This is a genomic window from Brevundimonas sp. LPMIX5, assembly GCF_003576505.1.
GTDB classification, from domain to species: domain Bacteria; phylum Pseudomonadota; class Alphaproteobacteria; order Caulobacterales; family Caulobacteraceae; genus Brevundimonas; species Brevundimonas naejangsanensis.
Genome location: NZ_QWTZ01000002.1, coordinates 79,405 through 106,234, shown reverse-complemented (window position 1 = coordinate 106,234; position 26,830 = coordinate 79,405). Strand labels below are relative to the sequence as shown.

At 65.3% G+C, this 26,830-nt stretch carries 25 protein-coding genes and 1 tRNA gene; 18 read left to right on the top strand and 8 right to left on the bottom strand.

Annotated features, from left to right (window positions below):
- Positions 1-42 precede the first annotated feature (42 nt).
- Entirely contained in the window at positions 43-309 is a 267-nt protein-coding gene (locus tag D1604_RS01515; protein ID WP_119411911.1) for a hypothetical protein, read from the top strand.
- 4 nt (positions 310-313) lie between these two features.
- Here D1604_RS01515 and queE read toward each other — a convergent pair whose 3' ends face one another.
- A complete protein-coding gene (gene queE / locus D1604_RS01510; RefSeq protein ID WP_119412403.1) occupies positions 314-949 on the bottom strand; it encodes a 7-carboxy-7-deazaguanine synthase in 636 nt (211 codons plus the stop codon).
- Complete coding sequence (queC, locus tag D1604_RS01505; RefSeq protein ID WP_119411910.1) at positions 946-1,662, bottom strand: 7-cyano-7-deazaguanine synthase QueC; 717 nt, start codon at positions 1,660-1,662, stop codon at positions 946-948. Before queC ends, queE begins: the two co-directional genes overlap by 4 nt.
- A 199-nt stretch (positions 1,663-1,861) precedes the next feature.
- Between queC and D1604_RS01500 the strand changes: the two genes are divergently transcribed.
- Positions 1,862-3,448, top strand: coding sequence for a response regulator (locus D1604_RS01500; protein ID WP_024352897.1), 1,587 nt, complete (start codon positions 1,862-1,864; stop codon positions 3,446-3,448).
- A gap of 7 nt (positions 3,449-3,455) precedes the next feature.
- Here D1604_RS01500 and D1604_RS01495 read toward each other — a convergent pair whose 3' ends face one another.
- Positions 3,456-4,493, bottom strand: a complete 1,038-nt coding sequence (locus D1604_RS01495) for a ligase-associated DNA damage response exonuclease (RefSeq protein ID WP_119411909.1) — start codon at positions 4,491-4,493, stop codon at positions 3,456-3,458.
- A gap of 72 nt (positions 4,494-4,565) precedes the next feature.
- Here D1604_RS01495 and D1604_RS01490 point away from each other — a divergent pair, with 72 nt between their 5' ends.
- The 5 genes from D1604_RS01490 (at position 4,566) to D1604_RS01470 (ending at position 7,098) form a co-directional block, all read left to right on the top strand.
- Positions 4,566-5,045: a PaaI family thioesterase gene (locus tag D1604_RS01490; RefSeq protein WP_024352899.1), complete on the top strand. Its 480-nt coding sequence runs from the start codon at positions 4,566-4,568 to the stop codon at positions 5,043-5,045.
- Positions 5,042-5,446, top strand: a complete 405-nt coding sequence (locus D1604_RS01485) for a PaaI family thioesterase (RefSeq protein ID WP_024352900.1) — start codon at positions 5,042-5,044, stop codon at positions 5,444-5,446. Before D1604_RS01490 ends, D1604_RS01485 begins: the two co-directional genes overlap by 4 nt.
- 115 nt (positions 5,447-5,561) lie before the next feature.
- Positions 5,562-5,897 (top strand): hypothetical protein, encoded by a 336-nt coding sequence (locus D1604_RS01480; RefSeq protein WP_003168195.1) that lies wholly within the window; start codon positions 5,562-5,564, stop codon positions 5,895-5,897.
- Positions 5,898-5,986: 89 nt separating this feature from the next.
- Entirely contained in the window at positions 5,987-6,421 is a 435-nt protein-coding gene (locus D1604_RS01475; protein WP_024352901.1) for a hypothetical protein, read from the top strand.
- Positions 6,422-6,462: 41 nt separating this feature from the next.
- The gene (locus D1604_RS01470; RefSeq protein ID WP_119411908.1) at positions 6,463-7,098 is read left to right on the top strand and encodes a S24 family peptidase; all 636 of its coding nucleotides are present in this window, start codon (positions 6,463-6,465) and stop codon (positions 7,096-7,098) included.
- Between the two features lie 62 nt (positions 7,099-7,160).
- Here the strand turns inward: D1604_RS01470 and D1604_RS01465 are convergent, their stop codons facing one another.
- The 3 genes from D1604_RS01465 to D1604_RS01455 form a co-directional block, all read right to left on the bottom strand.
- Positions 7,161-7,640, bottom strand: coding sequence for an SH3 domain-containing protein (locus D1604_RS01465; protein ID WP_003168192.1), 480 nt, complete (start codon positions 7,638-7,640; stop codon positions 7,161-7,163).
- Positions 7,641-7,969: 329 nt separating this feature from the next.
- Positions 7,970-9,652, bottom strand: a complete 1,683-nt coding sequence (locus tag D1604_RS01460) for a lysine--tRNA ligase (protein WP_119411907.1) — start codon at positions 9,650-9,652, stop codon at positions 7,970-7,972.
- A gap of 49 nt (positions 9,653-9,701) precedes the next feature.
- Positions 9,702-10,160: a MaoC family dehydratase gene (locus D1604_RS01455; RefSeq protein ID WP_119411906.1), complete on the bottom strand. Its 459-nt coding sequence runs from the start codon at positions 10,158-10,160 to the stop codon at positions 9,702-9,704.
- A 115-nt stretch (positions 10,161-10,275) separates the two neighbouring features.
- Here D1604_RS01455 and queA point away from each other — a divergent pair, with 115 nt between their 5' ends.
- The 4 genes from queA to tgt are packed head-to-tail and all read left to right on the top strand — an operon-like array spanning position 10,276 to position 13,311.
- Positions 10,276-11,361 (top strand): tRNA preQ1(34) S-adenosylmethionine ribosyltransferase-isomerase QueA, encoded by a 1,086-nt coding sequence (gene queA / locus D1604_RS01450; protein ID WP_119411905.1) that lies wholly within the window; start codon positions 10,276-10,278, stop codon positions 11,359-11,361.
- 18 nt (positions 11,362-11,379) lie between these two features.
- Positions 11,380-11,664 (top strand): hypothetical protein, encoded by a 285-nt coding sequence (locus tag D1604_RS01445; RefSeq protein ID WP_119411904.1) that lies wholly within the window; start codon positions 11,380-11,382, stop codon positions 11,662-11,664.
- A gap of 9 nt (positions 11,665-11,673) precedes the next feature.
- Positions 11,674-12,144 carry a hypothetical protein gene (locus tag D1604_RS01440; RefSeq protein ID WP_119411903.1) on the top strand — a complete coding sequence of 157 codons (471 nt, stop codon included), beginning with the start codon at positions 11,674-11,676 and terminating at the stop codon, positions 12,142-12,144.
- 54 nt (positions 12,145-12,198) lie between these two features.
- Positions 12,199-13,311: a tRNA guanosine(34) transglycosylase Tgt gene (tgt, locus tag D1604_RS01435; RefSeq protein ID WP_119411902.1), complete on the top strand. Its 1,113-nt coding sequence runs from the start codon at positions 12,199-12,201 to the stop codon at positions 13,309-13,311.
- On the opposite strand, the gene D1604_RS01430 is transcribed toward tgt, so the two are convergent.
- Positions 13,308-13,856: a hypothetical protein gene (locus tag D1604_RS01430; RefSeq protein ID WP_024352909.1), complete on the bottom strand. Its 549-nt coding sequence runs from the start codon at positions 13,854-13,856 to the stop codon at positions 13,308-13,310. The two genes, tgt and D1604_RS01430, sit on opposite strands and share 4 nt — an antisense overlap.
- 206 nt (positions 13,857-14,062) lie before the next feature.
- Between D1604_RS01430 and D1604_RS01425 the strand changes: the two genes are divergently transcribed.
- Genes D1604_RS01425 through D1604_RS01410 form a run of 4 tightly spaced genes read left to right on the top strand, consistent with a single transcriptional unit; the run spans position 14,063 to position 19,993 of the window.
- Positions 14,063-17,452 (top strand): response regulator, encoded by a 3,390-nt coding sequence (locus D1604_RS01425; RefSeq protein WP_119411901.1) that lies wholly within the window; start codon positions 14,063-14,065, stop codon positions 17,450-17,452.
- 8 nt (positions 17,453-17,460) lie between these two features.
- Positions 17,461-18,285, top strand: coding sequence for a CheR family methyltransferase (locus D1604_RS01420; protein WP_024352911.1), 825 nt, complete (start codon positions 17,461-17,463; stop codon positions 18,283-18,285).
- The gene (locus tag D1604_RS01415) at positions 18,282-18,857 is read left to right on the top strand and encodes a chemotaxis protein CheB (RefSeq protein WP_119411900.1); all 576 of its coding nucleotides are present in this window, start codon (positions 18,282-18,284) and stop codon (positions 18,855-18,857) included. Before D1604_RS01420 ends, D1604_RS01415 begins: the two co-directional genes overlap by 4 nt.
- Positions 18,854-19,993 carry a hybrid sensor histidine kinase/response regulator gene (locus tag D1604_RS01410; protein ID WP_119411899.1) on the top strand — a complete coding sequence of 380 codons (1,140 nt, stop codon included), beginning with the start codon at positions 18,854-18,856 and terminating at the stop codon, positions 19,991-19,993. The genes D1604_RS01415 and D1604_RS01410 overlap by 4 nt, the downstream gene beginning before the upstream one ends.
- An 88-nt stretch (positions 19,994-20,081) precedes the next feature.
- On the opposite strand, the gene D1604_RS01405 is transcribed toward D1604_RS01410, so the two are convergent.
- Positions 20,082-20,158 (bottom strand) — tRNA-Lys (locus D1604_RS01405).
- Positions 20,159-20,398: 240 nt separating this feature from the next.
- Here D1604_RS01405 and D1604_RS01400 point away from each other — a divergent pair.
- The 3 genes from D1604_RS01400 to D1604_RS01390 all read left to right on the top strand — a co-directional run bounded on the left by D1604_RS01400 (position 20,399) and on the right by D1604_RS01390 (position 26,749).
- Positions 20,399-20,671 carry a hypothetical protein gene (locus D1604_RS01400; RefSeq protein WP_119411898.1) on the top strand — a complete coding sequence of 91 codons (273 nt, stop codon included), beginning with the start codon at positions 20,399-20,401 and terminating at the stop codon, positions 20,669-20,671.
- Positions 20,672-20,765: 94 nt separating this feature from the next.
- Positions 20,766-22,514 (top strand): autotransporter assembly complex protein TamA, encoded by a 1,749-nt coding sequence (locus D1604_RS01395; RefSeq protein ID WP_233551802.1) that lies wholly within the window; start codon positions 20,766-20,768, stop codon positions 22,512-22,514.
- A complete protein-coding gene (locus tag D1604_RS01390) occupies positions 22,511-26,749 on the top strand; it encodes a translocation/assembly module TamB domain-containing protein (RefSeq protein ID WP_119411896.1) in 4,239 nt (1,412 codons plus the stop codon). Before D1604_RS01395 ends, D1604_RS01390 begins: the two co-directional genes overlap by 4 nt.
- The last annotated feature ends 81 nt before the right edge of the window (positions 26,750-26,830 follow it).

Below are 26,830 nucleotides of genomic sequence, written 5' to 3'. Positions count from 1 at the left end.
TTACACGCTGACATGCGCGGCCCGCGTAGGCAGACTGCTCCCATGATGATCAAGCCCCTGCCCATTCTCGCCCTCTGCCTGACCACAGCTCTGATGCTTCAGGGCTGCGTCGCGGGCGCCGTCGTCGGCGCAGGGGCCGCTGTGGTCGGCGGCGCGGCCAAGGTGACGGGAGCCGCCGTGGGCGCGGGCTTCGACGCCGTCACCACATCGGATGAGGAAACCAGGGCCAAGCGCGAACGCGAACAGCGCGCATGGGAGCGTGAACAACGCCGCTGCGAACAGAGGCAGAAGCGCGGCAAGGACTGTTGAGGGCCTACCGCACCCCGATATATTTGTGTGTCTGAACGCTGAGACGCCATTTCGGATGGGTGAGGCAGTATTCAATGGCGGCCGCCGTGTTGGCGGCCTGGTCTGGTCCATCCATCGGCTGAAGCCAGAAATGCTCGAAATCGAGGTGCTCGAAACGGTCGGGCATGGCCAGAGGCTGAGGAAAGACCAGCTTCAGTTCCTGCCCCGCGGTCTGAACCACGGAGGCGTCGGCCTTGGGGCTGATGCAGATCCAGTCGATCCCCTCCGGCGCCGCCAGCGTGCCGTTGCTTTCGATGGCGATCTGGAACCCCCGCGCGTGCAGGGCGTCGATCAGTGGCGCGTCCAACTGCATCAAAGGCTCGCCGCCGGTGCAGACCACCAGCTTGGGGTCGCCCTCGCGACCGCGCCACATCCTCGCGACATGATCGGCCATCAGGTCAGCGGTCTTGAACTTGCCGCCGCCATCGCCGTCCACGCCGACGAAATCGGTGTCGCAGAAGGTGCAGACGGCGGCAGCGCGATCCCGCTCCTGCCCGCTCCACAGATTGCATCCGGCGAAGCGCAGGAAGACCGCCGGGCGGCCCGCCTGCCCGCCCTCGCCCTGCACTGTCAAGAAGACTTCCTTGGCCGAATAGGTCATGCAGCCGCCCATTCGGCATAGCCCGCCGCGCGCAGTTCGCAGGCCGGGCAGGCTCCGCAGCCATAGCCCCAGGCGTGACGCTGCGTCCGGTCGCCCAGATAGCAGGTGTGGCTGAACTCGATGATCGCCTCGACCAGAACGCGGCCGCCGATCCGCTCGGCCAGTTCCCACGTCTGCGCCTTGGTCAGGAACATCAGCGGCGTCTCAACCGGCACCGACTTGTCCAGCCCCAGGGACAGGGCGCGGGCCGTGGCCTGAATGGTGTTGTTGCGACAGTCCGGATAGCCCGAATAGTCCGTCTCGCACATGCCGCCGATCAATACTTCCAGCCCCCGTCGGTCGGCCAGCGCCGCCGCCGCGACCAGAAAGATCAGATTGCGTCCCGGAACGAAGGTGTTGGGCAGGCCGCGCGCGTCGGCCTCAATGGCGCGCTCGGTGGTCATGGCCGTCTCGCCGATGGCGCCGAAGCCCGTCAGATCGACCACATGATCATCGCCCAGTCTGTCCGCCCATTGCGGCAGAGCCTTGATCACCTCGCGTCGCACCGCCTGGCGCGCCTGCATCTCAACCGCATGGCGCTGGCCATAGTCGAAACCGACGGTCTCCACCCGATCAAACCGCTCCAGCGCCCAGGCCAGACAGGTGGCGCTGTCCTGCCCTCCGGAAAAGAGAACCAGGGCGGAGGTTGTGGGGTGGGGGTCGATTTCGCTCATGACAAACCTGCGGTCGGCCGGTCGGCCGCGCGCATCCAGAAGAAGTTCCAGGATCAGGAAGATGGGTGGTCAAGAACCATAGACCAGACCCGCCCGCGCCGCAAAACAAACCAGCCGCCGTAATTTTGCAGACCCGGCTTAACGGTTCAGCAAACAATCATAAGCGAATGTAAAATCGCCTTAGTAGGAGTCCGGCCGAATGCCGACCATCGAAGTGCTGACCGACAGGGCGGAGCCCGTCCCCCCTTCTGCCAAGACAGGAGAGGTCTTTGCGCGTTTCGAGCGGGAGCCGGATACCCTGGCGATTGCTGTCGTGGACGGCGACCGCCCGGTCGGCCTGATCGAGCGCAGCGACTTCCTGATGAAGCTGGCCGGTCCGCTGGGCGTCAGCCTGTACGGCGGGCGCGAAGTCTCTCACCTGATGGACCCGGAACCGGCGGTGGTCGAGGCGGGCGTTCGCATCGACGCCTTCGCCGACATCATCCTGAAAAGCGGTCCCGGCGCGCTGATGCGCGGCTTCATCGTCACCCGCAACGGCGCCTATCGCGGCGTCGGTACGGCCGTGGCCCTGCTGCGCGCCGTCAACGAACAGCAGAGGCATGAAAACCAGCGTCTGGCAGAACAGGCCCGCGCCGCCGTTGACGCCGATCACGCCATGCAGACCGCCGCCCGTGAGAAGAGCCGCTTCATGGGCCTGCTCAATCGCGAGCTGAGCACCTCCATGAACGGCGTGCTGGCTGTCGCCGAACTCCTGTATCGACAGCCGCTGAATGAAGCGGCCAAGGCGCACGCTCGCACCATCATGGAATCGGCCGAAGACCTCTTGGGCGACCTGCACGACGCGCTGGATCTGGCTCGTGCCGAGGCGGGAGAGCTGCAGTTGTCTCCGGCGCCTACGCCGCTACGCACCCTGATGGACCAGCTTCAGACCCATTGGTCTCCGCGCGCCGCCCAGGATGGCGTGACCCTGATGGTCGGGTATGAGGGCGACACCGAACTGGCGGCCATGCTGGACGCCGAGCGCCTTAAGCAGGTGTTCAACAACCTGATCGGCGCCGCCCTGGGCAATGCGCGTCACGGCATGGTCGAAGCCAGCCTGAAGGCTCAGGCTCGAGGCGATCAGGTGGTGATCGAGGCCCGCGTCCGCGACGATGGCGCGGCCGACCCGGCCCGGTTCGACGACGCGGCCGAACAGGACGGCGACCTGGGGCTGATGGTCAGCCGCCGTCTGGTTCAATACATGGCTGGCAAGCTGCGCGCGGAGCACAACGCCGGTCGGGGCGCGACCTTCGCCTTTGAAATCGAAGCTCCCATCGCCTTGATGGAGCAGGAAACGCCATCCAACATCGCGGACCTGGAGCATCTGCACCTGCAGGCCCAGCCGCACATCCTCATCGCCGACGACAATGCGACCAACCGCGTCGTGGCCCAGGCCCTGTGCGAGATGTTCGGCTGCACCTCGGAAACTGTCGAGGACGGCCAGGAAGCTGTCGAAGCCGTGCAGACACGGCCGTTCGATCTGATCCTGATGGACATCAAGATGCCCCGCCTGGACGGCGTCGGCGCCACGCGCGCAATCCGCGCCCTGGCAGGGCCCGCCAGCCAGATCCCCATCATCGCCCTCACCGCCAACGCCGATCCGGACGACGCCAAGGGCTATCTGGCGGCAGGAATGGCGGCCGTGGTCGAAAAACCCATCAAGCCTGAACGACTGCGCCTGGCGATGAACACGGCCCTTGATCCCGCTGAGCAGAACGTCGCCCGCAAGGATCGCGGCGCCGCCTGATGCCGGTTCAGCCGGCGTCCTCCAGCACGTTCTGCTCGCCTTCGCCTTCTTCGTCATAGCCGACAAGACGCAAGGCGCGCGCGCGCATCTCCTTCAGTTCGCACCAGCGCAGCAGGCCCTCCTCCCTGCCGTGCGTGATCCAGACTTCTTCCGGCGCGATCTCTTCGAACGTCCGCGTCAGCTCTGGCCAGTCGGCATGGTCGGAAATCACCAGCGGCAGTTCGACGCCGCGCTGGCGGGCGCGGGCGCGAACTCCCATCCAGCCCGATGCAAACGCCGCGATCGGCTCGGCGAACCTGCGCGCCCAGCGATCCTGAATGGCCGACGGCGGCGCAAGGGCCACCTCGCCGCCCAAGGCTCCGGCCTTCAGCCCCGTTGCAAGCGCCAGCGGGCCTAGCGGGACGCCTGACGCCTGATAAAGGTCGTTCAGGCGCTCCAGCGCGCCGTGGACATAGATGGGCCGTTCCCAACCCGCTTCACGCAACAGTCGTATGATGCGCTGCGCCTTGCCCAGCGCATAGGCGCCGACCAGGTGCGCCCGCTCGGGAAACTGCGCCAGAGACGACACAAGCCGCTGAATCTCTTCTGTGTCCGGCGGGTGAACGAAGACCGGCAGGCCAAACGTCGCCTCTGAAATGAAGACATGGCAAGGCGCCGCCTCAAACGGAGCGCAGGTCGGATCGCGGCGGCGTTTATAGTCGCCTGATACCGTCATGATCAGGCCGCTGTGACTGACGACCGCCTGCGCCGAACCCAGAACATGTCCGGCCGGGATCAGTCGCACCTCGACGCCTCCGATGGTTGTCGTTTCGCCATAGCCCGCCGCCTGCGTCCGCCCGGCGAAATCCACGCCGTACCGCACCGCCATGATCGCCAGGGTCTCAGGCGTCGCCAGCACCGACCCATGTCCGGCGCGCGCATGGTCCGAATGCCCATGCGTGATCACCGCCCGGTCCACCGGACGCACCGGATCGACATAGAAATCTCCGGGCGGGCAATAGAGACCTGCCGGCGTAGGCCGCAAAAGATCCTGAGGACGCATCATCGGTTCACAGTGTGGCTGGACAAGACAACCTCGGGCGGGCGACCAAAGGCGACGCTCACAAAGGACGCCTTGATGACGGAATCGTTCCTTACCACCCTGCTGCCGCAACTGGCCTCGGGCGCCGCCCATACCCATGCCCTGGGCTTTGCCTACGAAGGGCTGGAGGGTGATCGGGTGCGGATGCGCGTGCCCTATCGCGACGATCTCGTCGGCGACCCCGAGACGGGCGTGCTGGCGGGCGGGCTGGTCACCACCCTGCTGGATCATGCGGGCGGCCTGGCGGTCTGGGTGGCCTTGGATGCGTTCCGCCCCATTGCGACGCTGGACCTGAGGGTCGACTACATGCGCGCCGCCCAGCCGGGGCGCGACCTGCTGGCCGAGGCTCGATGCTATCGCCTGACGCGCAATCTGGCTTTCGTGCGGGCCTGGGCGTTCGAGGATGATCCTGCCGACCCCGTCGCGGCCGCCCAGTCCGCCTATATGGTCAGCGCCGAAGGCGACAGCCGCACCGGCGCCAATCTGAAACCCCGTAGAGCCAAGGACGCCGCATGACCGCCGCCCTGCTGGACACCCTGCCCTACGCCCGCTTTCTCGGCCTCCAGACACAGGTGAACGGTGATGAAATCACCGTCACCATGCCGTTTGACGACAGGCTGATCGGCAACCCGCTACTGCCCGCCCTACATGGCGGTTCTACGGCCGCCCTGCTGGAGATGACGGCTATGGCTCAGGTCGCCCTCACCTATCCCGGCCTGCGCCTGCCGCGCCCGATCAATGTGACTGTGGCCTATCTTCGGTCCGGCAAGCCGGTGGACGTATACGCCCGCGCCCGCATCAACCGCGCTGGACGCCGGGTGGCCTATGTCATCGCCGAAGCCTGGCAGGAAAACCATGCCCAGCCGATCGCCAGTCTAACCGCTCACTTCCTGCTGGATGAAGCCACCTCAGGCTGAAGCCGAATCTCGGCGGCGCCTCTCCTGCAACGTAAAAAATGGTAAACAAAACACTACCGAAGGTCGTTAACGCGTGTTAACTATTGCCCATCGTTCATTAGATGAGGGGTAAGCTATGCAACGCAACGAAGTCATCGCCGCCGTCGCCGGCGATCTGCACTCTGCTGAAAAGGCGATCGACGACGCGATCGTGCAAGCGACCGCCCTCGTGCAGTCGATGATCGGCGCCCGTTCCGCGCTCAACGTGTCCGCTGTTGCGGGAACGGTTTCGCAAGCCAAGGCGATGGAAGCCATCGCCGCCCTCAGCGCCGCGCGCGAAGCCATCGTCGCCAGCCACAACGAAATGGCCAAAGACCATCGCCGCATGGGCTACGGCGTCTACGCCGCCGGCCCGGTGGCCAAGCCCGACGAGTGGGACGACCGCCCGATGGGCCACCTGCGGGTTGCGTGAATTTAATCTAACCAAGCCATAGTGTTGGATGCGTTTTCCGCGCTTCGGTGACATGATACCCCCTTCGCTCACGGCGGAGGGGGTTTTTCATGTTCAGCTTCATGTCCGAGTACATCGGCATGACGATCATGCTCGCCATAGGGCTGTTCGCGCTCGCCAAGGGCGGAAAACCCGAGAGGATCGGCGCTGCGACGATGCTTCTGGCGTGGTTTTTATCGATCCTGACCCAGAACTACATCGGCTATGCTGGCGTCCAGTGGCCGATGTTCGTGATTGACCTGGTTGTTCTGGGCGTTTTCGTCGCACTGGTGTGGAAGTCGCCTCGTTCCTGGCCCGTATGGGCCAGTGCGCTTCAATTGTTGACCGTCGCCAGCCATGTCATGGTTTTCATGAAGATGAAGCCGACGGTTTCCGCCTTCTACACCGTGCTGAACATGACAGCCTATGGCATCATGATCGCCATCGCCGTCGGCGCCTTTTTGGCCTGGCAGGAGCGTCGAGCCGTCGGTCAGGATACAGAATAGGCTAATATTCCTATACTCAGCCTGGCATGATAGGGTTGCACATGCCCCTGTCACACACGCAGATATGGAACGCGATTGATGCGCTGGCGCGCCGTGAGGGCCTGTCGGCCTCCGGACTGGCGCGCCGTGCAGGACTGGACCCCACCAGCTTCAATCCGTCAAAGCGGTTTGGCCCCGGCGCGCCTACGCGGCCGAGATGGCCCTCCACCGAAAGCCTAATGCGCGTATTGCAATCGACGGGCCTCAGCCTGGGCGAGTTCGCGGATCTGGCAGACGACGCCGGGCCGCGCGTCCTGCCCATCCCCCTGCTCGGCCTGGCGCGCGCAGGCGACCAAGGCTTCTTCGACGACGCGGGCCTGCCCTTGGCTGAAGGCTGGGAGCAGACGGATCTGCCGACGCGGAAGGACAGCCTGTTCAGTCTGCGGATCGAGGGCGACTCGATGGCGCCCCTGTATCGCCCCGGCGACCGGGTGATTGTCGATCTGGACGCCACGGACATTCGGCGGGGCGATCGCGTGGCCTTGCGCACCCGAAGCGGCGAAACGCTGGCGAAAGAGGCCGCCGCGCTCGGCGTGCGAGACATCGTCCTGGCCTCCATCAACCCCGAGTATCCGCCGCGCACCATTGCGCGTGATCAGCTTCTGTGGATGGCGCGTATCCTTTGGGTCAGCCAATAAAGCACAAAGGCCGCCCCTTTCGGGACGGCCTTCTCTCTGATCGATGCGGGGGAGAAAATCGATCAGTTCGGCGCGACGTAGTGGGCGTTCACCCAACCGCCGCCGGCGATCTGGACCCACTCGCCCTGCGAGCCGATGGCGGTGAAGGGCTGACCGGCCGATAGGCTGCCGGTCTGGCGATAGTTGGCGCCCGGACCCGTGCGAATGCGCAGATTGGAGGTCGCGCGGTAGGAGTTGGCGCCCGCCTGATTGGCCGACCGCGCACGTTGCTGATTACAGCCGATATAGGAGCCCGCCGCAGCGCCGGCGCCAGCGCCGACCACCGCGCCAAGCGCGCGCTCATTCTTGGAAACCTGGCTGCCGGCAAGACCGCCCAGAACGGCGCCGATCGCGGCGCCCGCCTGCTGGCGACCGCCGGGGGCGTCGCAGTTGGTGACGCCGTTGGCCTGCGGCATGGCGGCGGCGCTCATCGGCACGGCAGCGGAACCCAGGGCGGCGAACATGGCGGTGGCGGCCAGACCCGCCTTGAACATCTTCGACATCTGTCTCTCCTGTCATCGAGTTGTCGATGAAGAGAGAATGCACCGGCGAAGCTGAAGGCTCCCCCCGCCTCGCCGTTATGTTGTGTTCATGTTTAGTGGGCCTACCGCCCTTCGGGCTACTTGAGGCCGTGTTGAGCGGGCCTACCGCCCTTCGGGCTACTTGAGGCCATGTTGAGCGGGCCTACCGCGCATAGCGCTGCTTGAGGCCATGCCGCCGTCATCCCGGAAACGGCGAAGCCGTTATCCGGGACTGCAGGAAACACCGGCCGTCGAGCTCTGAACAGCCCCGGCTCTACGCCTTGCGGCTTCGGCCGGGATAACGGTCAGGGTCAGGCGGCCAGTTCGCCGTTTGCACCAGCTTCAAGCAGGGCGATCGTCTGCGGCAGGCCATAGATGGCCGCGAACGACCCGAAGCGCGGCCCCTGCGAAGCGCCCAGCAGCACCTCGTACAGCGCCTGGAACCAGGCCCGCAGCGGCTCGAACTCATGCGCCTTGCCCACGGCGTAGACCTCGCCCTGGATGATCTCGCCGTCAGTGGTGTCGGCGGGCAGAGCCTTGAGACGCTCCGCCAGATCCAGCAACGCAGCCTTCTCCTTGTCGTCTGGCAGGCGATAGGTCTTCGAGGGCTTCACGAAGTCCTCATAGTAGTTCAGCGCATAGCCCATCAGCCGATCCAGCACGGGCTCGTTATCCGGCGTGGCGTCAGGCAGATATTTGGCGAAATAGGCCCACAGCTGCTCCTTGGTCGAGGCGTGGGCCACGCCCACCAGATTCAGCAACAGGGCGAACGACACCGGCGATGCGCTCTCAGGCGGCTGGCCCGAGTGGATGTGCCACACGGCGTTATCCATCCGTTTGGCCGGTTCCTGCGTCTTGTACTGCTCGATGAAGGACAGATAGTCATCCGTCGCGCGCGGAATGACGTTGAAGTGCAGGCTCTTGGCCGACTTCGGCGACTGGAACATGTACCAGCTCAGGCTCTCGGGCGTGCCGTAGCGCAGCCAGTCCTCCATGGTCAGGCCGTTGCCCTTGGACTTGGAGATCTTCTTCCCTTCGATGTCGAGGAAGAGCTCGTAGTTGAAGCCCTCAGGCGGGACGCCGCCGATGGCGCGGCACAGCTTGGACGACTCGCGCACGCTCTCGATCAGGTCCTTGCCCGACATCTCATAGTCGACGTCCAGCGCGGTCCAGCGCATCGCCCAGTCGGGCTTCCACTGCAGCTTCACATGGCCGCCGGTGACGGGAACCTCGGTGCGGCCGCCATCCTCGCCCTTGGCGGGATCGACGAAGACGATCGTGCCCTTCTCGACGTTGCGTTCCAGCGTCGGCACCTGCAGCACATGGCCGGTGATCGGACTGATCGGCAGGAAGGGCGAATAGGTCGCCCGACGCTCTTCGCCCAGGGTCGGCAACATGATGCCCATGACCTTGTCGAAACGCTCCAGCAAGGTCAGCAGGGCCGCGTCGAACCGGCCCGACCGATAGGTCTCGGTCGAGGACATGAACTCATAATCGAAGCCGAAGCTGTCGAGGAAGGCGCGCAGGCGAGCGTTGTTGTGCGCGCCGAAGCTGTCGTGCGTGCCGAACGGATCGCGCACCTTGGTCAGCGGCAGATGCAGGTCTTCGCGCAGCATCTCCGGATTGGGGATGCCCTCCGGCACCTTGCGCAGGCCGTCCATGTCGTCGCTGAAGGCGATCAGGCGCGTAGCCCAGTGATCGCCGGTCAGGGCGCGGAACGCGTTGCGCACCATGGTCGTGCGCGCCACCTCGCCGAAGGTGCCCATGTGCGGCAGGCCCGACGGGCCATAACCCGTCTCCAGGATCACCGGCTTGTTCAGCGCCTCGAAGGTGGCCAGGGCCTCGTCCGTCTTGCCCGCGTCGATCAGCAGTTTCGCGGCGTCGCGCTCCGCGTCAGACAGCCGTTTTTTGAGCACGTGGGCCAGCAGGTTGCGCGCTTGCTCAAACGGCCACGAACGGGCCTCACGGGACAGGGTTTCGAGGTTCTGTAGCATGTACCGGGCTTTGACGCCTTGGAGGCCCGGGGTCAACAGCGGCGGCGTTTTACAGCCGCGCTTCGGCGTTCCTCGGCAGTTGCATCTGGTTCTCGAAGCTCATGGCCAGATCGCCGTCCTGATTGATCACCGTCGTCTTGGTGCGCACGACGCCGCGATCGGGCTGGCTCTTCGACGGGCGGATATCGATGATCTCGCGGCGCACCGTCAGGGTGTCGCCGGGGCGCACCGGCCGCACCCACCACAGGGCGTCGACATTCATGCCCAGCAGGGGCGTCTTGCCGAAATAGGCTTCGTCCACGAACTGGCGCATGACGCGCGAGCAGACGTGCCAGCCGCTGGCGATCAGGCCGCCGAACCGTCCCGCCTCGGCCGCCGCCTTGTCGACATGCATGGGCTGGGGGTCGAACTCGGTCGCGAATGCGATGATCTCATCCTCCGTGATCGTGAAGGGTTCGCTGTCCCAGCTTTCGCCGACGGTCAGGTCGTCCAGATAGCGGTTGGTCATGCACTCAAACTCCCATTGGCTGCGCCTGACATAGCGGCTGGGACGGTTTTCGCCAGTCGACTTTCGGCTGCGCCTCGCTTGACCGCAAAGGCGGGGCGTGAGCATTCCCCGCCCCATGCGGACATCCGATTTCGACTTCGATCTGCCCGAGGCGTGCATCGCCCTGCGCCCCGCCGACCCGCGCGACTCGGCGCGCCTGCTGATCGTAAAGGGCGATGAGCTTCAGGACCGGATGATCCGTGATCTGCCCGATTTCCTGCAACCTGGCGACGCCCTGGTCTTCAACGACACCCGCGTGATCCCGGCCCGTCTGTCGGGCGTGCGCCATCGCACCGGACCGGAAGGCGAGCTCCTGTCCGTGCCGGTTGAGGCCACCCTGCACCACCGCGACGCACCCGATGTGTGGAGCGCCTTCATGAAGCCCGGCAAGCGGCTGAAGGTTGGCGACCGGGTGCGTTTCGGGCGCGAGGAAGACAATGCCTGCTTCGTGGGTCAGGTCGACGCCGAGATCACCGACAAGGGCGAGGACGGCCTCATCACCCTGCGCTTCGATCTGGCCGGTCCTGTGTTGGACGACGCCATCCGCGAGGTCGGGGTCATGCCCCTGCCCCCCTATATCGCGGCCAAGCGAGCCGAGGACGACCAGGATCTGAAGGATTATCAGACCGTCTTCGCCGAGCATGACGGCTCGGTCGCGGCGCCGACAGCGGGCCTGCACTTCACCCCCGCCCTGTTGGACGCCATCCGGGCGCGCGGCGTGACGACCCATGCCGTGACCCTGCACGTCGGGGCGGGCACCTTCCTGCCGGTCAAGGCAGACGACACCGCCGATCACAGGATGCACTCCGAGTGGGGCGAGGTCTCAGCCGAAACCGCCGCCGCCCTGAACGCCGTGCACGCGTCGGGCGGGCGCATCGTCTGCGTCGGCACCACCTCGCTTCGCCTGCTGGAGAGCGCCACGACCAAGGACGGCGTGGTCCAGCCTTTCCACGGCGACACGGCCATCTTCATCACGCCGGGCTATCGCTTCCGCGCCTGCGACGTGCTGATGACCAACTTCCACCTGCCGAAATCGACGCTGTTCATGCTGGTCAGCGCCTTCGCCGGACTGGAGACGATGAAGGCCGCATACGCCCACGCCATCGACAATGGCTATCGTTTCTATTCCTATGGTGACGGGAGCCTGCTGTTCAGACAGTAGCGCAACAGGGGGACGACCATGCACTATCTGAAGACAGCCTCGTTCGGGGGCCTGTTCACCGTGACGTTCGGCGTCGCCGCAGCCTTTCAGATCGCTTTCTCCATCCTTGGCGTCCTGCTGGCGTTTCTATCGCCCGGCCTCTTTCACATGAACGGCGCCCCAGCGACGTCGGCGCTTGGCGCCATCGGCGTGCTCATCTTCCTGTTGGTCTTCGGCCTGTGCATCAACGCCGCCATGTCAGCGCTCGGCGCCTTGGTGGTCATGGGGGTCAGGCACTTCCTGCCGAAGGCGAAATCAGCCTAAAAGACAGCTATGAGCGACGACCTGCCCGAAAATCTGGCCGCCACCTTTGACATTCTGGCCTCGGCGGCCAGTGAGCTTCAGGATCCCTGGTGGGTGTTCGGGGGCGCAGGCATGGCGCTGTCGGGCCTGTCGGAATGGCATGTGCCGGACGTCGATGTCATGACCAGCCCGCGCGACGCCCGACGCCTGATCGAGACCCTGCACGGCGAAGCGGTCGAAGACCCCGGAGAGGGCCTGTTCCGGTCTCAGGTCTTCGGTCAGATCCTGACCACGCCCGTCCCGGTCGAAGTCATGGCGCAGATGGATGTGCGCGCAGGCGCCGACTGGACGCCGGTCATCTTCACCACGCGCCAGCCGATCACCCTGGATGGGGGGACGCTCTATGTTCCCACCGTCGCCGAACAGATCGAGAAATGCCGCCTGTTCGGCCGCCCCAAGGATCTACAACGGGCAGAGCGGCTGGCGACGCTGCTGCGCTGACTGGCGGTTCAGAAACAGAGGGCCTAAGACGCGGCTCCGCTGCAAGGAACGCCTATGCCTTTCCCGTTTAAAATTGCCGCCACCGAAGGTCGGGCCCGCACCGGCGTGCTGAAGACCACGCGCGGCGACATCCGTACTCCCGCCTTCATGCCCGTCGGCACCGCCGCCACGGTCAAAGCCATGACCCTGGATCAGGTCAAACAGACTGGCGCGGACATCATTCTGGGCAACACCTATCACCTGATGCTGCGGCCGGGGCCGGAGCGGATGGAGCGTCTGGGCGGGCTGCATAACTTCATGCGCTGGGACAAGCCGATCCTGACGGACTCCGGCGGCTTCCAGGTCATGAGCCTGTCGGGCATTTCCAAGCTGACCGAGGAGGCCGTCACCTTCTCCAGCCACATCGACGGCTCCAAACACGTCCTGACGCCCGAACGCTCGATTCAGATTCAGGCCGACCGTCTCGGCGCCGACATCGTCATGCAGTTGGACGAATGCGTCGCCTGGCCCGCCGAGGAAAAGCGCGCCCGAGAGGGCATGGAGCTGTCGGCGCGCTGGGCCCAGCGCTCCAAGACCGCCTTCGGGACGCGGGATGCTCAAGCCCTGTTCGGCATCCAGCAGGGCTCGACGTTTGAAAACCTGCGCCGCGAGTCCTCGGAACGCCTGCAGGAGATCGGCTTCGACGGCTACGCCATCGGCGGTCTGGCCGTCGGCGAAGGCCATGACGCCATGTGCGAGGTGCTGGATTATGCGCCCGAGTTTCTACCCAAGGACCGGCCGCGCTATCTGATGGGCGTCGGCAAGCCGATCGATCTGGTCGAGGCGGTCTATCGCGGCGTGGACATGTTCGACTGCGTCCTGCCCACGCGCGCCGGGCGTCACGGCCAGGCCTGGACCTGGGACGGCCCGCTGAACCTCAAGAACGCCCGCTTCGCCGAGGATCAGGACCCGCTGGATGCAGAGGTCCCCTGCCCCGCGTCGCAAGACTATTCAAAGGCTTACCTGCATCACCTGATCCGCGCCGACGAGATCCTCGGCAAGATTCTGCTGAGTTGGCACAACATCGCCTTCTTCCAGGCGCTGACGGCCGCCATGCGCGCGGCCATCGCCGAGGGCAGGTTCGAACAGTTCCGCCGCGACTTCCGCGCGCGGCACCTGAAAGCCTAGCCTCGACGCGGAACGAAGCCGGCCGGGGCCGCCGGAGGCGCACAGTTTCGCTGCATTCCCACGCCCTTCAGGAAGGAGCGGCGACGCAGGCCAGCCTGAATCGCCGACTGGACGTGCTTGCTGTGCGCATCGGCGCCGGTCAGGCGTCGCACCCAACTGCGGGCGGGGATGAAGTCGGTCACCGTCCCGCGAACAGCATCAAGCGTCGCCCCCGCCGCCGCATCGGCGGCCCGCTCGCTCATGTAGGAACCGTCCTGCGACGGCGGCGCGTCCGTGTCAGGCCCCAGGGCCTCGTCCAGACGGGCGATCTCGGCCCCGATCGTGCGGCAGTTATTCAGGTTGCGCAGGTCATAGGGATTGGCTTCCGCCTGCAGCAGAATGGTCGGGATTTCATCGCGTCGCAGGTTCAGGTCTTCCAGCGGCGCGGTGACGGCGTCGCCCAGTCCGGCTCCGACCTGCTCGGCGCCTCCGCGCGCGGAGGCGCCCGCGTTACAGCCGGAAAGGACAAGGGAAACCGCGACAGCAGGTAAAATCAAAGAGCGCATAGCCGGTGTTAAATCACGACATGCAACCGCAAGCCAAGTCGATGGAATGAAGCCACCCTTCATCCGGGTCACATGGCGGAAAACCTGTGCGGCGAATCCATCGTAGGATAGTAGTGATGATCAGTCGCGCCGAGAGCGGGCGCGCCTGAGTTCACAGGGGTTACAACACGATGAAGCCGCCAAGCCGTCCGTCAGCGGGCTCGAAGATGGAAAGCGTTGCGACGGTAGGACTGGCGCTGGTTCTCGCCTTTTTTCTCGCCACCGGGATACTGGCCTGGCGCAACGTCGAGGTGTTGCGAACCAATAATCAGCAGATCATCCATACGCATGAGGTGATCGTCGCGGTCGAAGACATCCTGTCCGCCGCGCAGGATGCCGAAACGGGCCAGCGCGGCTATCTGTTGACCGGCGACATCCGATATCTTCAGCCCTATGAGGCCGCGACGGGTGATCTGAACCGGCGACTGGGCGACCTGGCGCATCTGACGCGCGACAACCCGAGCCAGCAAGCGCATCTTGAAGAGTTGCGTCGCCTTCTCGACGCCAAGATGACCGAACTGGACGCGACCCTCCAGACCCGTCAAGCCGAGGGGATGCAGGCCGCTTTGGCGCGGATGGGCACTGACGAGGGTAAGCGCGTCATGGACTCTATTCGCGCCCGGATCGGTCTGATGCGCGTCGAAGAGCAGCGTGTACGCGCACAACGCATAACCTCAATGGACGCCGCCTATCGGACGGCGCTGGGAAGCGGCCTCTTGTCAGGACTGCTGGGCGCCATTCTGACGATCGTGATCTTCAACCTGATCCGACACAGCGCGCGCGCTCGTGCGCGCCAGGAATGGCTGAACAAGGGACAGGTGGGCCTGGCGGAAGCCATGATGGGCGATCAGTCCCTTGAACAGTTGGGCGACAGCATCCTTGCCTATCTCGGCCGCTACGCCGGGGTGCAGGCGGCCGCTCTGTTCAAGGGCGAAGGCGGCCAGTATCGCCGCATCGCCGCGCTGGGCGTTCCGTCCGACGCGGCCATTCCGGATCGTTTCGGCCTGCGTGAAGGCCTGCTGGGTCAGGTCGCGGCTGATGGCCAGGCTCTGCGCGTATCCGACGTGCCGGACGGCTATCTGACCATAGGATCGGCCCTGGGCCGCGATAAACCCAGGCATCTGATCATCTCTCCGGCCCAGGCGGACGGCGCCGTCAACGCGGTGCTGGAACTGGGCTTCCTGCACGCTCCGGACGAGCAGTTGACCACCCTGCTCGAAGAGGTAGGCCCCGCCATCGGCGCCGCCCTGCGCTCGGCCCGCTATCGCGCCCAGTTGCAAAATATGCTGGAGGAAACCCAGCGTCAGGCCGAAGAGCTTCAGGTCCAGAGCGAGGAACTGCGCGTCTCCAACGAAGAGTTGGAGGAACAGGGTCGGGCGCTCAAGGAATCCCAGTTCCGCCTCGAACAGCAGCAGGCCGAGTTGGAACAGACCAACAGCCAGCTGGAAGAACAGGCGCAGATGCTGGAGACACAGCGCGATGACCTGGAACGCGGCGCCGCCGCCCTGACGCTGAAGGCCCGCGAACTGGAACAGGCCAGCCAGTACAAGTCCGACTTCCTGGCCAATATGTCCCACGAACTGCGGACGCCGCTGAACTCTCTGCTGATCCTGTCCAAGCTGCTGGCGGACAATCCCGAGGGGAGCTTGTCAGAGGAACAGGTCAACTACGCCCGGACCATCCAGTCATCGGGGAACGACCTTCTGACCCTGATCAACGATATCCTGGATCTGTCCAAGATCGAGGCCGGCCACATCCAGGCGCGCCCGGAGGCCGTCTCGATGCAGCGGCTGACTGGAGACATCCGCCAGACCTTCCAGCCCATCGCCGATGATCGCAGCCTGCCGTTCGAGATCGAGGTGGATCCGGGTGTCGACCTGATGGAGACGGACCGTCAACGGCTTGAGCAGATTCTCAAGAACCTGCTGTCCAACGCCTTCAAATTCACCGAAAGCGGCCTGGTCAAACTGGGCATATCCGCCCTGCCCGACGATGAGATCGCCTTCGCGGTCTCGGACACCGGCATCGGCATTGCCCCCGACCAGCAGAAGGGCGTCTTCGAGGCCTTCCAGCAGGCTGACGGGACCATCAGCCGCAAATACGGGGGAACAGGCCTGGGACTGTCGATCTCACGCGAACTGGCGCGGCTTCTGGGCGGTCGGATCGAACTGGAAAGCCGTGTCGGCGAAGGCAGCGTCTTCACCCTTTTCCTGCCGCGGACCTATGACGCCGCACGCGTGGCCTCGCGTGAGGCTGCGGTCGCGGCCTCGCCCCTCGCGCCTTCTCCGGCGAGGCCGAACCCCAGGCCGACTGAACCTCGTCCTTTATCCGCCAGCGTTGAAGACGACCGGGACAACCTCGGTGGAAACAGGCGGCTGCTGCTCGTGGTCGAAGACGACGGCCGGTTCGCCGCCATCGTGCGCGACCTGTCGCGCGAACTCGGCTTCCAGTGCATTGTGGCCGGCACCGCTGAAGAAGCCCTGAAACTGGCCAAACGCCATCGCCCCAGCGCCGTCGTGCTGGACATCGGCCTGCCCGACCAGTCCGGCCTGACCGTTCTGGACGAACTGAAGCGCGACGATGACACCCGCCACATCCCCATTCACGTCGTCTCGGGCGAGGACCACAGCCAGACCGCCCTTTCGCTGGGCGCGATCGGCTATCTGATCAAGCCGGTGAAGCGGGAGGACCTCGCCGAGGTCCTGCGCAACCTTGAGGAAAAGCTGACCCGCACCGTCCGGCGCGTCCTTATCGTCGAAGACGACCTGGTTCAGCGCGATGCGGTCAGCCGCCTGCTGAGCTCCGGCGACGTCGAAACGGTGGGCGTCGGCACCGCCGCAGAGTGTCTGGAGCAACTCAAGAGCCAGACTTTCGACTGCATGGTGCTGGACCTGACGCTGCCGGACGCCTCGGGCTTCTCCCTTCTGGAGACCCTCAGCCGCGACACCGGCCACAGCTTCCCGCCGGTCATCGTCTATACGGGCCGGGACCTGTCGCCCGATCATGAGCAACAACTGCGCCGCTACTCCAGCTCTATCATCATCAAGGGCGCCAAATCGCCGGAACGGCTTCTGGACGAGGTCTCCCTGTTCCTGCACCAGGTCGTGGCGGAACTGCCGCCCGAGCAGCAGAAGATGATCCGCAAGGCCCGCAACCGCGACGCCGTGCTGGAAGGCCGCCGCATTCTGATCGTCGAGGACGACGTACGGAACGTCTATTCGCTGACCAATGTGCTCGAACCGCGCGGCGCCCTGGTCGAGATCGCCCGCAACGGCAAGGAGGCGCTGGAGGCGTTGGATCGGTCTTCTACCGATCCGTCCAAGGCGGTCGATCTGGTGCTGATGGATGTGATGATGCCGGTCATGGACGGTCTGACGGCGACCCGCGAGCTGAGAAAAGACCCGCGCTGGAAGACCTTGCCGGTGCTGATGCTGACGGCCAAGGCCATGCCGGACGATCAGGAACGCTGTATGGCGGCCGGGGCCAATGACTATATGGCCAAGCCGCTGGACGTAGACAAGCTGCTGTCCCTGGTGCGCGTCTGGATGCCCCGCTGAGCCCCGAAATGCCCCACCAGACGGAAGACATTGAGATCGGCCTGCTGTTGGAGGCGTTGTACCAACGCTACCATTACGACTTCCGCCACTATGCGCGGGCGTCGATCAAACGCCGTCTGCTGCAGGCGCGCAGCCATTTCAACATGCCCAGCCTGACGGCCCTTCAGGAACGGGTGCTGCACGATCCCGAAATGCTTCCCCGCCTGCTCGGATTCCTGACCGTTCAGGTCAGCGAAATGTTCCGCGACCCCGGCTATTTTCGTGCCCTGCGAGAACAGGTCCTGCCTCACTTGCGCACCTATCCGTCGCTGAAGGTCTGGATTGCGGGCTGCAGCGCCGGCGAAGAGCTCTATTCCATGGCTATCCTGTTTCGCGAAGAAGGCCTGTTCGACCGTACGCTGTTCTACGCCACGGACATCAACCCTGACGCCCTAAGGGCTGCTGAGGCTGGGATCTATCCGCTGGATAGGATTCGCAAATTCACCGAGAACCATCAAAAATCAGGAGGGAGATCGTCCCTCTCCGACTACTACACTGCGGACTATGGGCGAGCCGTCTTCGACAAATCACTGCGCGCCAACGTCGTCTTCTCTGATCACAGCCTGGTCACGGACGCCGTCTTTGCGGAAATGCAGCTGATCTCCTGCCGCAATGTGATGATTTATTTCGACCGAGGACTTCAGGACCGCGCCGTCGGCCTTTTCAGGGAATCCCTGGCGCGACACGGCTTTCTCGGCGTGGGGTCGAAGGAAAGCCTGCGTTTTTCCCGCCACGCGGCGGCCTTTTCCGAGTTTGTTCCCGAGGAAAAAATATACAGGAAACGCGAGGCATGAGTTCGGCGCCGGACCGGGCCGTGGTGATCGGCGCCTCCGCCGGGGGCGTTCAGGCTCTGCTCGCCCTCCTGCCCGCTCTGCCTGCCGATTTCCCCTGGCCGATCTTCATCGTCCTTCACGTCCCGGCCGACCGCAGCAATGTTCTGGCGCCTCTTTTCGAGGCCCAATGCGGACTTGAGGTGAAGGAAGCCGAGGACAAGGAGCCTGTCCGGCCCGGCGTGGTCTACTTCGCCCCCTCCGATTATCATCTCCTGGTTGAAGAAAACGGCGACCTGGCCCTGTCATCCGACGAAGCGATCAACTACTCACGTCCCTCCATCGACGTTCTGTTCGAGAGCGCCGCGGACGCCTATGGCGAAGGTTTGATCGGCGTCATCCTGACCGGCGCCAACAATGATGGAGCAGCCGGCCTCAAGGCGGTGCACGCCGCCGGCGGCGTCGCCCTGGTGCAGGACCCGACCGCCGCCTATGCCCGGACCATGCCTCAGGCCGCTCGTCAGGCCTGCCACGCCGCGCTCGTGCTGCCGCTCGAACGCATCGCCGACTATCTGAAAGGTCTCGAAAGAGAATGACCAGCACGGAACAGCCGATTCATCTCCTGCTGGTCGACGATCTTGAGGAGAACCTGCTGGCGCTGGAAGCTCTGCTGAAAAGCGAAGGCGTGGTCTGCCTCAAGGCCCGTTCGGGCGACGAGGCGCTGGAGTTGTTGCTGGTTCATGATGTCGCCCTGGCGCTGCTCGACGTTCAGATGCCCGGCATGGACGGTTTTCAACTGGCCGAATTCATGCGCGGCAACGTCAATGCCCGCCACATCCCCATCATCTTTGTCACCGCCGGAAGCGCCGATCTTCAGCGCCGCTTCAGGGGCTATGAAGCGGGCGCGGTGGACTTCATCCAAAAGCCGATTGAGGCGGACATTCTGCGCAGCAAGGCCAAGGTCTTCATCGACCTGTATCGCCAGCGCATGGAAAGCCTAGCCCAGCGCAATGAACTGGAGGCCTACGCCAACGCCCTGCGCGAGGCTGATCGGCGCAAGAACGACTTCATCGCCATGCTGGGCCATGAACTGCGCAATCCCATCATGGCGATTCACGCCGGACTTCAGTTGCTGCAACGCCAGTCGGACGAAGAACGCAAGGCTGTGATTCACGCCCGCATGGAGGTGCAGGCTCTCCACCTTTCGCGTCTGATTGAAGACCTTCTGGACGTCGCCAGAATCGATCAGGGCAAGATTTCCCTCAAACAAGAACGTGTGAGCCTTCAGAGCATCATCGACTCCGCCATCGACACCAGCCGCCCAAGGATCGAGGCTGCATCGCACGAACTGACGATCTCCCTGCCGCCCGAGCCGGTGTGGCTGAAGGGCGACTTCACCCGTCTGTCCCAGGTGATCAGCAACCTGCTCGCCAACGCCGCCAAATACACTCCGCGCGAGGGCCGCATACTCCTATCCGTCGACATCGAGCAGGATCAGATCCGGATTGATGTCGCCGACAATGGCATCGGCGTCTCAGCTGATCTGAAAGACCGGATCTTTGATTTGTTCGCTCAGTCGAAGGGCCCCGACGACCGCTCCCGTGACGGCCTGGGCATCGGCCTGGCGCTGGTCAAACAGCTGGTCGAGTTGCACGACGGCACGATCGATCTCGTCAGCGAAGGCTCTGGTCTGGGCAGTTGCTTCACGGTGCGTTTGCCGCTCAGCGCGTGACATATGGACCGGCGTCTCGCCAAGGCGCCGTTTCAGGTCACGAGGCCGACAGGCCAGCCTGAACATCTACTGATTTTTGAGTAGAAAATGGTACGCCCCCCCGGGCTCGAACCGGGGACCCTCTGATTAAAAGTCAGATGCTCTAACCAACTGAGCTAGGGGCGCACATCGCGTCTGCGAAGAGGCGCGGAACATACGGTCGAGTTTCTGATCCGGCAAGCCGATATTTCGGAAAATTTGTTGGAAAACAAACACCCCGGATATGCCAGGCTGGAAAGGGTCTGGAGAGGCGGCGCAGCACTCGTTCGGGTTCAGATTGCGTTCAGAGATTCCGCGCAACACCGTGGCGTGCGGGAACCTCCGTCCCCTTTTTCACGTTTCCAGCCCCTGAAAGGGGGAATCTCCATGAGCCAATTCATTCCGAAGCGTCTGCTGCTCGGCGCCATCGCCCTGGGCGCCGTGGCTGCGCTGGCGGCCTGTGAGGAGCCTCGCCACGAACCGGCCCCTGCTCCGGCGCCGGTCGTTGAACCCGAAACCCCAGCCGCCGAGGACGCCGCCGCGCCGACAGCAGCAGAAGCCCCCGACACGCCGCCGACCGCGCCTGTCGAAGCCCTGCCGCCCGACCATCGCTCCTCCGAGGAGACGGTGCAGCCTGAAAGCGATACGCTGTTTTACTGATTCCATCGGCGCAGACGGCTAAGTGCGGCGTGTTAACCACACACAGGGTTCAGATTTGACGTCGAGGCTCCCCCTCCTTCTAGCCACCGCGGCCGTGTGCGCCTTCGCCACACAGGCGACTGCCGAGCCGAGGGCCCAGATTCGCGGCGAGATCGACGCCGATTTGAAGCGACAGCTGGAACAGGCGGTGGGTCAGGTCGACGGCGCGCCGGCCAATCGCTTTGAAGCCCGTCGTCGCGCGCGGGCGGCGCTGGAATCGGCGCAGGCCCTGTTGCGGTCTGAAGGCTATTATCAGGCCACGGTCCAGGATCAGGTCGAAGGCGAGGAAACGCCTGTCGCCATCGTCGAGGTCACGCCCGGCCGCCGGTTCGTTCTGGGAGACGCCAAGGTCAACTGGAGCGCGCCTGCCCCGGACGCAGACACCAGCGCCGCGGTTATCGAGAACATCCAGCTGAAGCCCGGCGAGCCCGGCCGAGCGGCCGACGTGCTGGCGGCTGAGGGACGCTTGATCGCCGACCTGACCCGTCGCGGCTATGCAGACGCCGTCGCCCAGCCCCGCCGGGTCGTCGTGGATCATGCGACTTTTCTGGTGGAGCCCGGCTTCAATGTGGCGTCCGGCGAACTGGTGCGGCTGGACGGCATCCAACTGCGGACACGCGGCCCGACCAAGCCGGATTGGATCCAGAGCCTTGTCCCCTGGCAGGAAGGCGACCGTTACGATCCAGAAGACGTCGCCGAGTTGGAGCGCCGCCTGCTGGACACCGGCGTCTATGACGGCGTGGGCGTCGCCCTGTCGTCGCTGGACGATACGCGCCCGGACGGCTTGAGGCCGGTTGTCGTCACCCTGGCGGATCGGCCGGTCAGCCTGCTTGAGGCAGGCGCCAGCTATTCGACCTACGAGGGCGTCGGCGTCGATGTCTTCCGCACCCGCTACAACCGCTTCGGCCGCGCCGACACGCTGCGGTACGGGGCGCGGATCGCCAGCATCGACAGTCGCATCGGCGGCGAGTGGTCGCAGCCCCACTGGCGGCGCGCGGGTCGGACGCTGAAACTGTCGTCCTTCATCGTCAACGAACAGACCGACGCCTATGACCGCAGCGCCCTGACGGTTGCGGCGGACCTGTCCCAGCGTCTCGGCAAGACGTCCTGGTTCAGCTACGGCCTGGGCGTGGACGCCGGGCGATATACGGAATACCGCTTCGATCCCCTGACGCAGACGCCGATCACCCTGGACCGGGACCTGGCGATCGTCACCCTGCGGGGCAGCGCCTTTATGGATCGCTCCAACGATCCGCTGAACCCGACGACCGGCTACCGCCTGTCCGTTTCAGCCCAGCCGACCGCAGTGACGGGCGAGGACACGGTCATGTTCCTGCGCACCGAGGGACAGGCCAGCGCCTATCTGCCGCTGCAGGACGGCGCGAAGACGGTTCTGGCCGGGCGCGCCCGTATCGGCTCGATCATCGGCGGCGAAGAGCTGACGGTTCCCTCTGACCGCCTGTTCTATTCCGGCGGGGGCGGCTCGGTGCGCGGCTATTCCTATCAGAGCATCAACCCGCGCCTGCCGGACAACCGTCCGCGCGGCGGCCTGTCGCTGTTTGAAACCTCGCTGGAGGTGCGGCGCGACATCGGCGAGAAATTCCAGGCCGTCGCCTTTGTCGACGGCGGCGCCGTCGGCTTTCAGGAAACGCCGAACTTGAGCAACATGCGTTACGGCGCAGGGGTCGGCGTCCGCTACAAGCTGCCGTTCGGTCCCGTCCGCGCCGACGTCGCCTTCCCGCTGAACAAGCGCGAAGGCGATTCCGGATTCCAGCTCTACATCAGCATCGGCCAGGCGTTTTGACCGACACTCCTCCGCCTCACGAAACGGGCGCAGACGTCGCCGACACGCCCGCCGAAAAGGCGAAGCGCAAACGCACCCGGCTTCAACTGGCCGCCTTCATCGCCGGGGTCGTCTCTGCGGGCCTGCTGGCGCTGGTCATCGTCGCCCTGGTCGGCGGGCGGATGTATCTGGTTTCCGATCCGGGCCGTGAACTGATCACCAGCTTCGTCGCCGGCAAGAAGATCAGCCGCTACGGTCGCATCAACGTCGAAGGTCTGCAGGGCGACCTGTTCAACGATTTCCGCCTGAAACGCGTCACCGTGACCGACGAAAAGGGCGTCTGGCTCGAAGCGACCGATGTGCGCGTCGACTGGTCCTATTGGCCCCTTCTGGCGCGGCGTTTTCACGCCACCGAAATCAGCGCGGGTCAGATCCGTCTGCTGCGCCGCCCGGAACTGGAGGCGCCCACCGAGCCGGGCGGCCCGCAAGCCATCTCCATCGACATCGACCGCTTCAGCGCCAATGTCGAATTGATGGAGGATTTCTCCAAGGAATACGGCCGCTGGACGCTGAGCGGCGACGCCGCCATTCCGCGCAAGGGCGTCAAGACCGCCAACGTCAACGCCTACAGCCTGAACCGCAAGGGCGACTATCTGCGCCTGGCCGCCGCCTTCGGCGACAAGCCCGAAGACCTGCGCGTCAACCTGCGCGCCAATGAGGCCCAGGGCGGACCGATCGCCGGTTCGCTGGGCTATTCGCCTGACCAGCCCTTCTCGGCTGTCGCCGTGGTGAACGGCGAGGTCATCGACGTGGCCGTGCAGACCGGCCAATTCCGCCCCCTGCTGGTCAAAGGGACCTATGGCGACAACGGCGCCAAGGTCTCGGGCTATGCCGACTTCTCGGGCTCCGACCTGCTGGAGCCGTTCGTCGAGCGCATCGGCCGCACCGCCCGCTTCGGCTTCGCCATGACGCCGGACGCCAAACGCGAGGGCTATCAGGGCGTGGCCTGGCGCCTGTACGCCGACAACATTGAATCCAGCGCGCGCGGCCTGATCCGCACGACGGACAACACCGCGCCGGAAGGCATCAACCTGGAACTGACCACGCCGTCGCTCAGCCGTCTGGTCGGCAGTCCGGTCGCCGGTCCGGCCGCCTATACCGGCGTGTTCAAGGGCGACGCTCAGGTATGGAGCCTGCAAGGTTCGGCCAGTCTGCTGAACGCCGACATCGCCTCCTATCGCGCCACGCGCATCTCGGGTCCGGTCAACATCGCCGCCAACAAGGGTCGTATCGACGTGACGACCGACGTGCGGGCGGTCGGCGGTTCCTCGGCCGGTATCATCGGCGCCCTGTTGGGCGCGACGCCGCACATACAAATGGAAGGCGCCCGCATGGCCGATGGCGCCATGCTGCTGAAGAAGGTCGATGCGCGTGGCCAGGGCCTGACCCTGACCGGCTCGGGCGGACGCAGCCTGAACGGCGGCCTCAACTTTACGGGTCGCGCCGAACTGACCGACCTGTCGCGCATTCAGCCCGGCGCACGCGGGGCCTTTGGCGGACCGATCCGCGCTTCGTCCGCTCGGACCGGCGCGCCCTGGGTCCTCAGCTTCGACGGGCGCGGCTCTCGCATGGCCATCGGCATGGAAGAGCTGGATCGTCTTCTGGGCGCGACGCCGCGCCTGCAACTGGCCGGGTCGCTGAACGACGGCGTCGTCTCCATCAACACCGGCGAACTGACCGGCGCCGCCGGACGCGCAGGCGCCAAGGGGCGTATCGAGGGCTCCAAACTGCGCCTTGCCCTGGACTGGGACGCACGCGGTCCCTTCGGCGTCGGCCCGGTCGCCATCGACGGCGCCATGTCGGGCGATGGCGCCCTGACCGGCACCCTGGCCCAGCCGCGCGCCGACCTGCGCGCCGCCTTCGACAAGGTGGCTGCGGGCGGGCTGATCCTGACCAAGGCTGATCTGATCCTCAGCTTCCGCAAGGGCGCTGACGCCTCGGACGGCCGCGTGGTGCTGACCTCCGGCTCGAACTACGGACCGGCGCGCGCCTCGGGGAACTTCTATCTGGGCGGTCCGCGTCTGCGTCTGTCGGATGTCGATGTGAACGCAGGCGGCGTCACGGCTCAGGGCGACGTGGCTTTGTCGAACAACTTCCCCTCCAGCGCCGATCTGACCTTCACCGCGCGCCAGGGCGCCTTCCTGGCCTCGGGCGAGGCCAACGGCCGGGTGCGCCTGACCGAGGGCGCGGGCGATCAGACCGCCGTGCTGGACATCACCGGCCGCAACGTACGCCTGACGGGTCAGGACTGGACCCTGCGAAATCTGTCGCTGAAAGGCCAGGGCACGCTGGAACGCCTGCCCTTCACCGTGGCTGCCGATGTGGGCGGCGCCAATCCGGTCCAGTTCAACGGTTCCGGCGAATACTCCCGCCAGGGCCCGGCGCAGAGCCTGACCCTGCGCGGCGGCGGCCGTGTGCGCGAGATCGCCTTCACCACCCGTGCGCCCGCCGTCTTCGCCATCAACGGCGACGGCCGCGTAGCGCGGCTGGACCTGGGCGTCGGCGGCGGCGTCCTGACCGGCGAACTGAAGCAGGACAAGCAGGGCGCGGCCATCCAGGCTGACCTGACCAATGTCGAAATGGGTTCGCTGCTTCCCGATCTGCGCGGTCAGGTGACCGGCCGCATCTCGATGCAGGGACAGGGCGACACCCTGCGCGGCTCGGCCAATGTAGACCTGAAGCAACTACGCAGCATCGACGCGCCGCGGGGTCTGGCGGTCGACGGCACGCTGAACGCCGACCTGACCGGCGACGTGCTGCGCCTGCGCGCTCAGGCCCATGACGGAACCGCCGTTCAGGCGACAGCCGACGTCAGCCTGCCGGTCGAAACCTCGGCCGCTCCGCTGCGTCTGGCCATCGCCCGGACCCGGGACATGTCGGGTCAGGTGGCTATTCGCGGTCAGATCCAGCCGATCTGGGACCTGTTCCTGGGCGGCGCCCAATCGCTGTCCGGTCAGGTGAACGGTCAGGCCACGCTGGCGGGCACGCTGAACGCGCCCCGACTGAACGGCCGACTGGACATGACGCAGGGCGCCTTCCGCGACAGCGCTTCGGGTCTGCGCCTGGAGAATGTGACCCTCGCCAGCCGTTTCAACGACAGCCAGGCCGTGATCGAGCAGTTTCAGGCCACCGACGGACTGAAGGGCGAGGTGTCCGGCAATGGCGATATCGGCCTGCGTCAGGGATCGCCCTCGACGTTGCGGCTGGAACTGACGCGCTTCCGCATCATCGACAACGACATCGCCAAGGCCCGCGCCAACGGCCGCCTGACAGCAGTGCGCGGCGCGAACGGCGACATTCAACTGACCGGCGACCTGAACATCGACGACGCCGAGATCTCGCCGAACCTGCCCGGCTCCACCGGCATCGTCAAAATGGACGTGGTCGAGATCAACCGTCCCGGCGGCGACCCCGTTCAGACCGAGCAGAAGGCGCGAGGCGGTCCCAGGATCGGCCTGAACCTGAACCTGACCGGACGGGAAATCTATGTGCGCGGTCGCGGCCTGAACGTCGAACTGGCCGCCAATGCGCGGGTGCGCGGCACGATCGCCGATCCTCAGTTGTCCGGCACGGCCAATGTAGTGCGCGGCGACTATGAGTTCGCGGGCAAGCGTTTCGTCTTTGACGATCGCGGCTCCGTCACCCTGTCGACGGACCCGTCGCGGATCCGCCTCAACCTTGAAGCCGTCCGCGAGGACCCTGCCCTGACCGCCGTGATCAAGGTCACCGGCACGGCCGCAGCGCCCAAGATCGAGCTGACCTCCACCCCCGCCCTGCCCCAGGACGAAATCCTGTCGCAGGTGCTGTTCGGGCGATCCGCAGCCCAACTGTCCCCGTTCGAGGCGGCCCAACTCGCTTCAGCGGTCGCTTCACTCGCGGGCGGCGGCGGCTTCGACGTGATCGGCAACCTGCGCGAACTGGCCGGGCTGGATCGTCTGTCCTTCAGCGGCGAAGCGTCCAGCCTGACCGTCGCGGGCGGCCGCTACATCACCGACGACATCTATCTAGAGGTCATCGGCGGCGCCGAACGCGGGGCGGCGGTCAGCGTCGAGTGGCAGGTCCGCCGCAACCTAGCCGTAACTTCCAAGTTCGGCGGCGAAGGCGACACCTCCCTGTCCGTGCGCTGGCGTCGCGAAGGCCCACGCCCTGGCGGCGACCGGCGCGACCGCAGGCCTAACGCCTCAGCACGGCGCTGATCTGAGCAAGAGCGCGACCCAAGCGCCTGCCTCTCGGCGCTATTTTTGTTCTTGATTTGTTCTCATCGATCCCGCATCCTG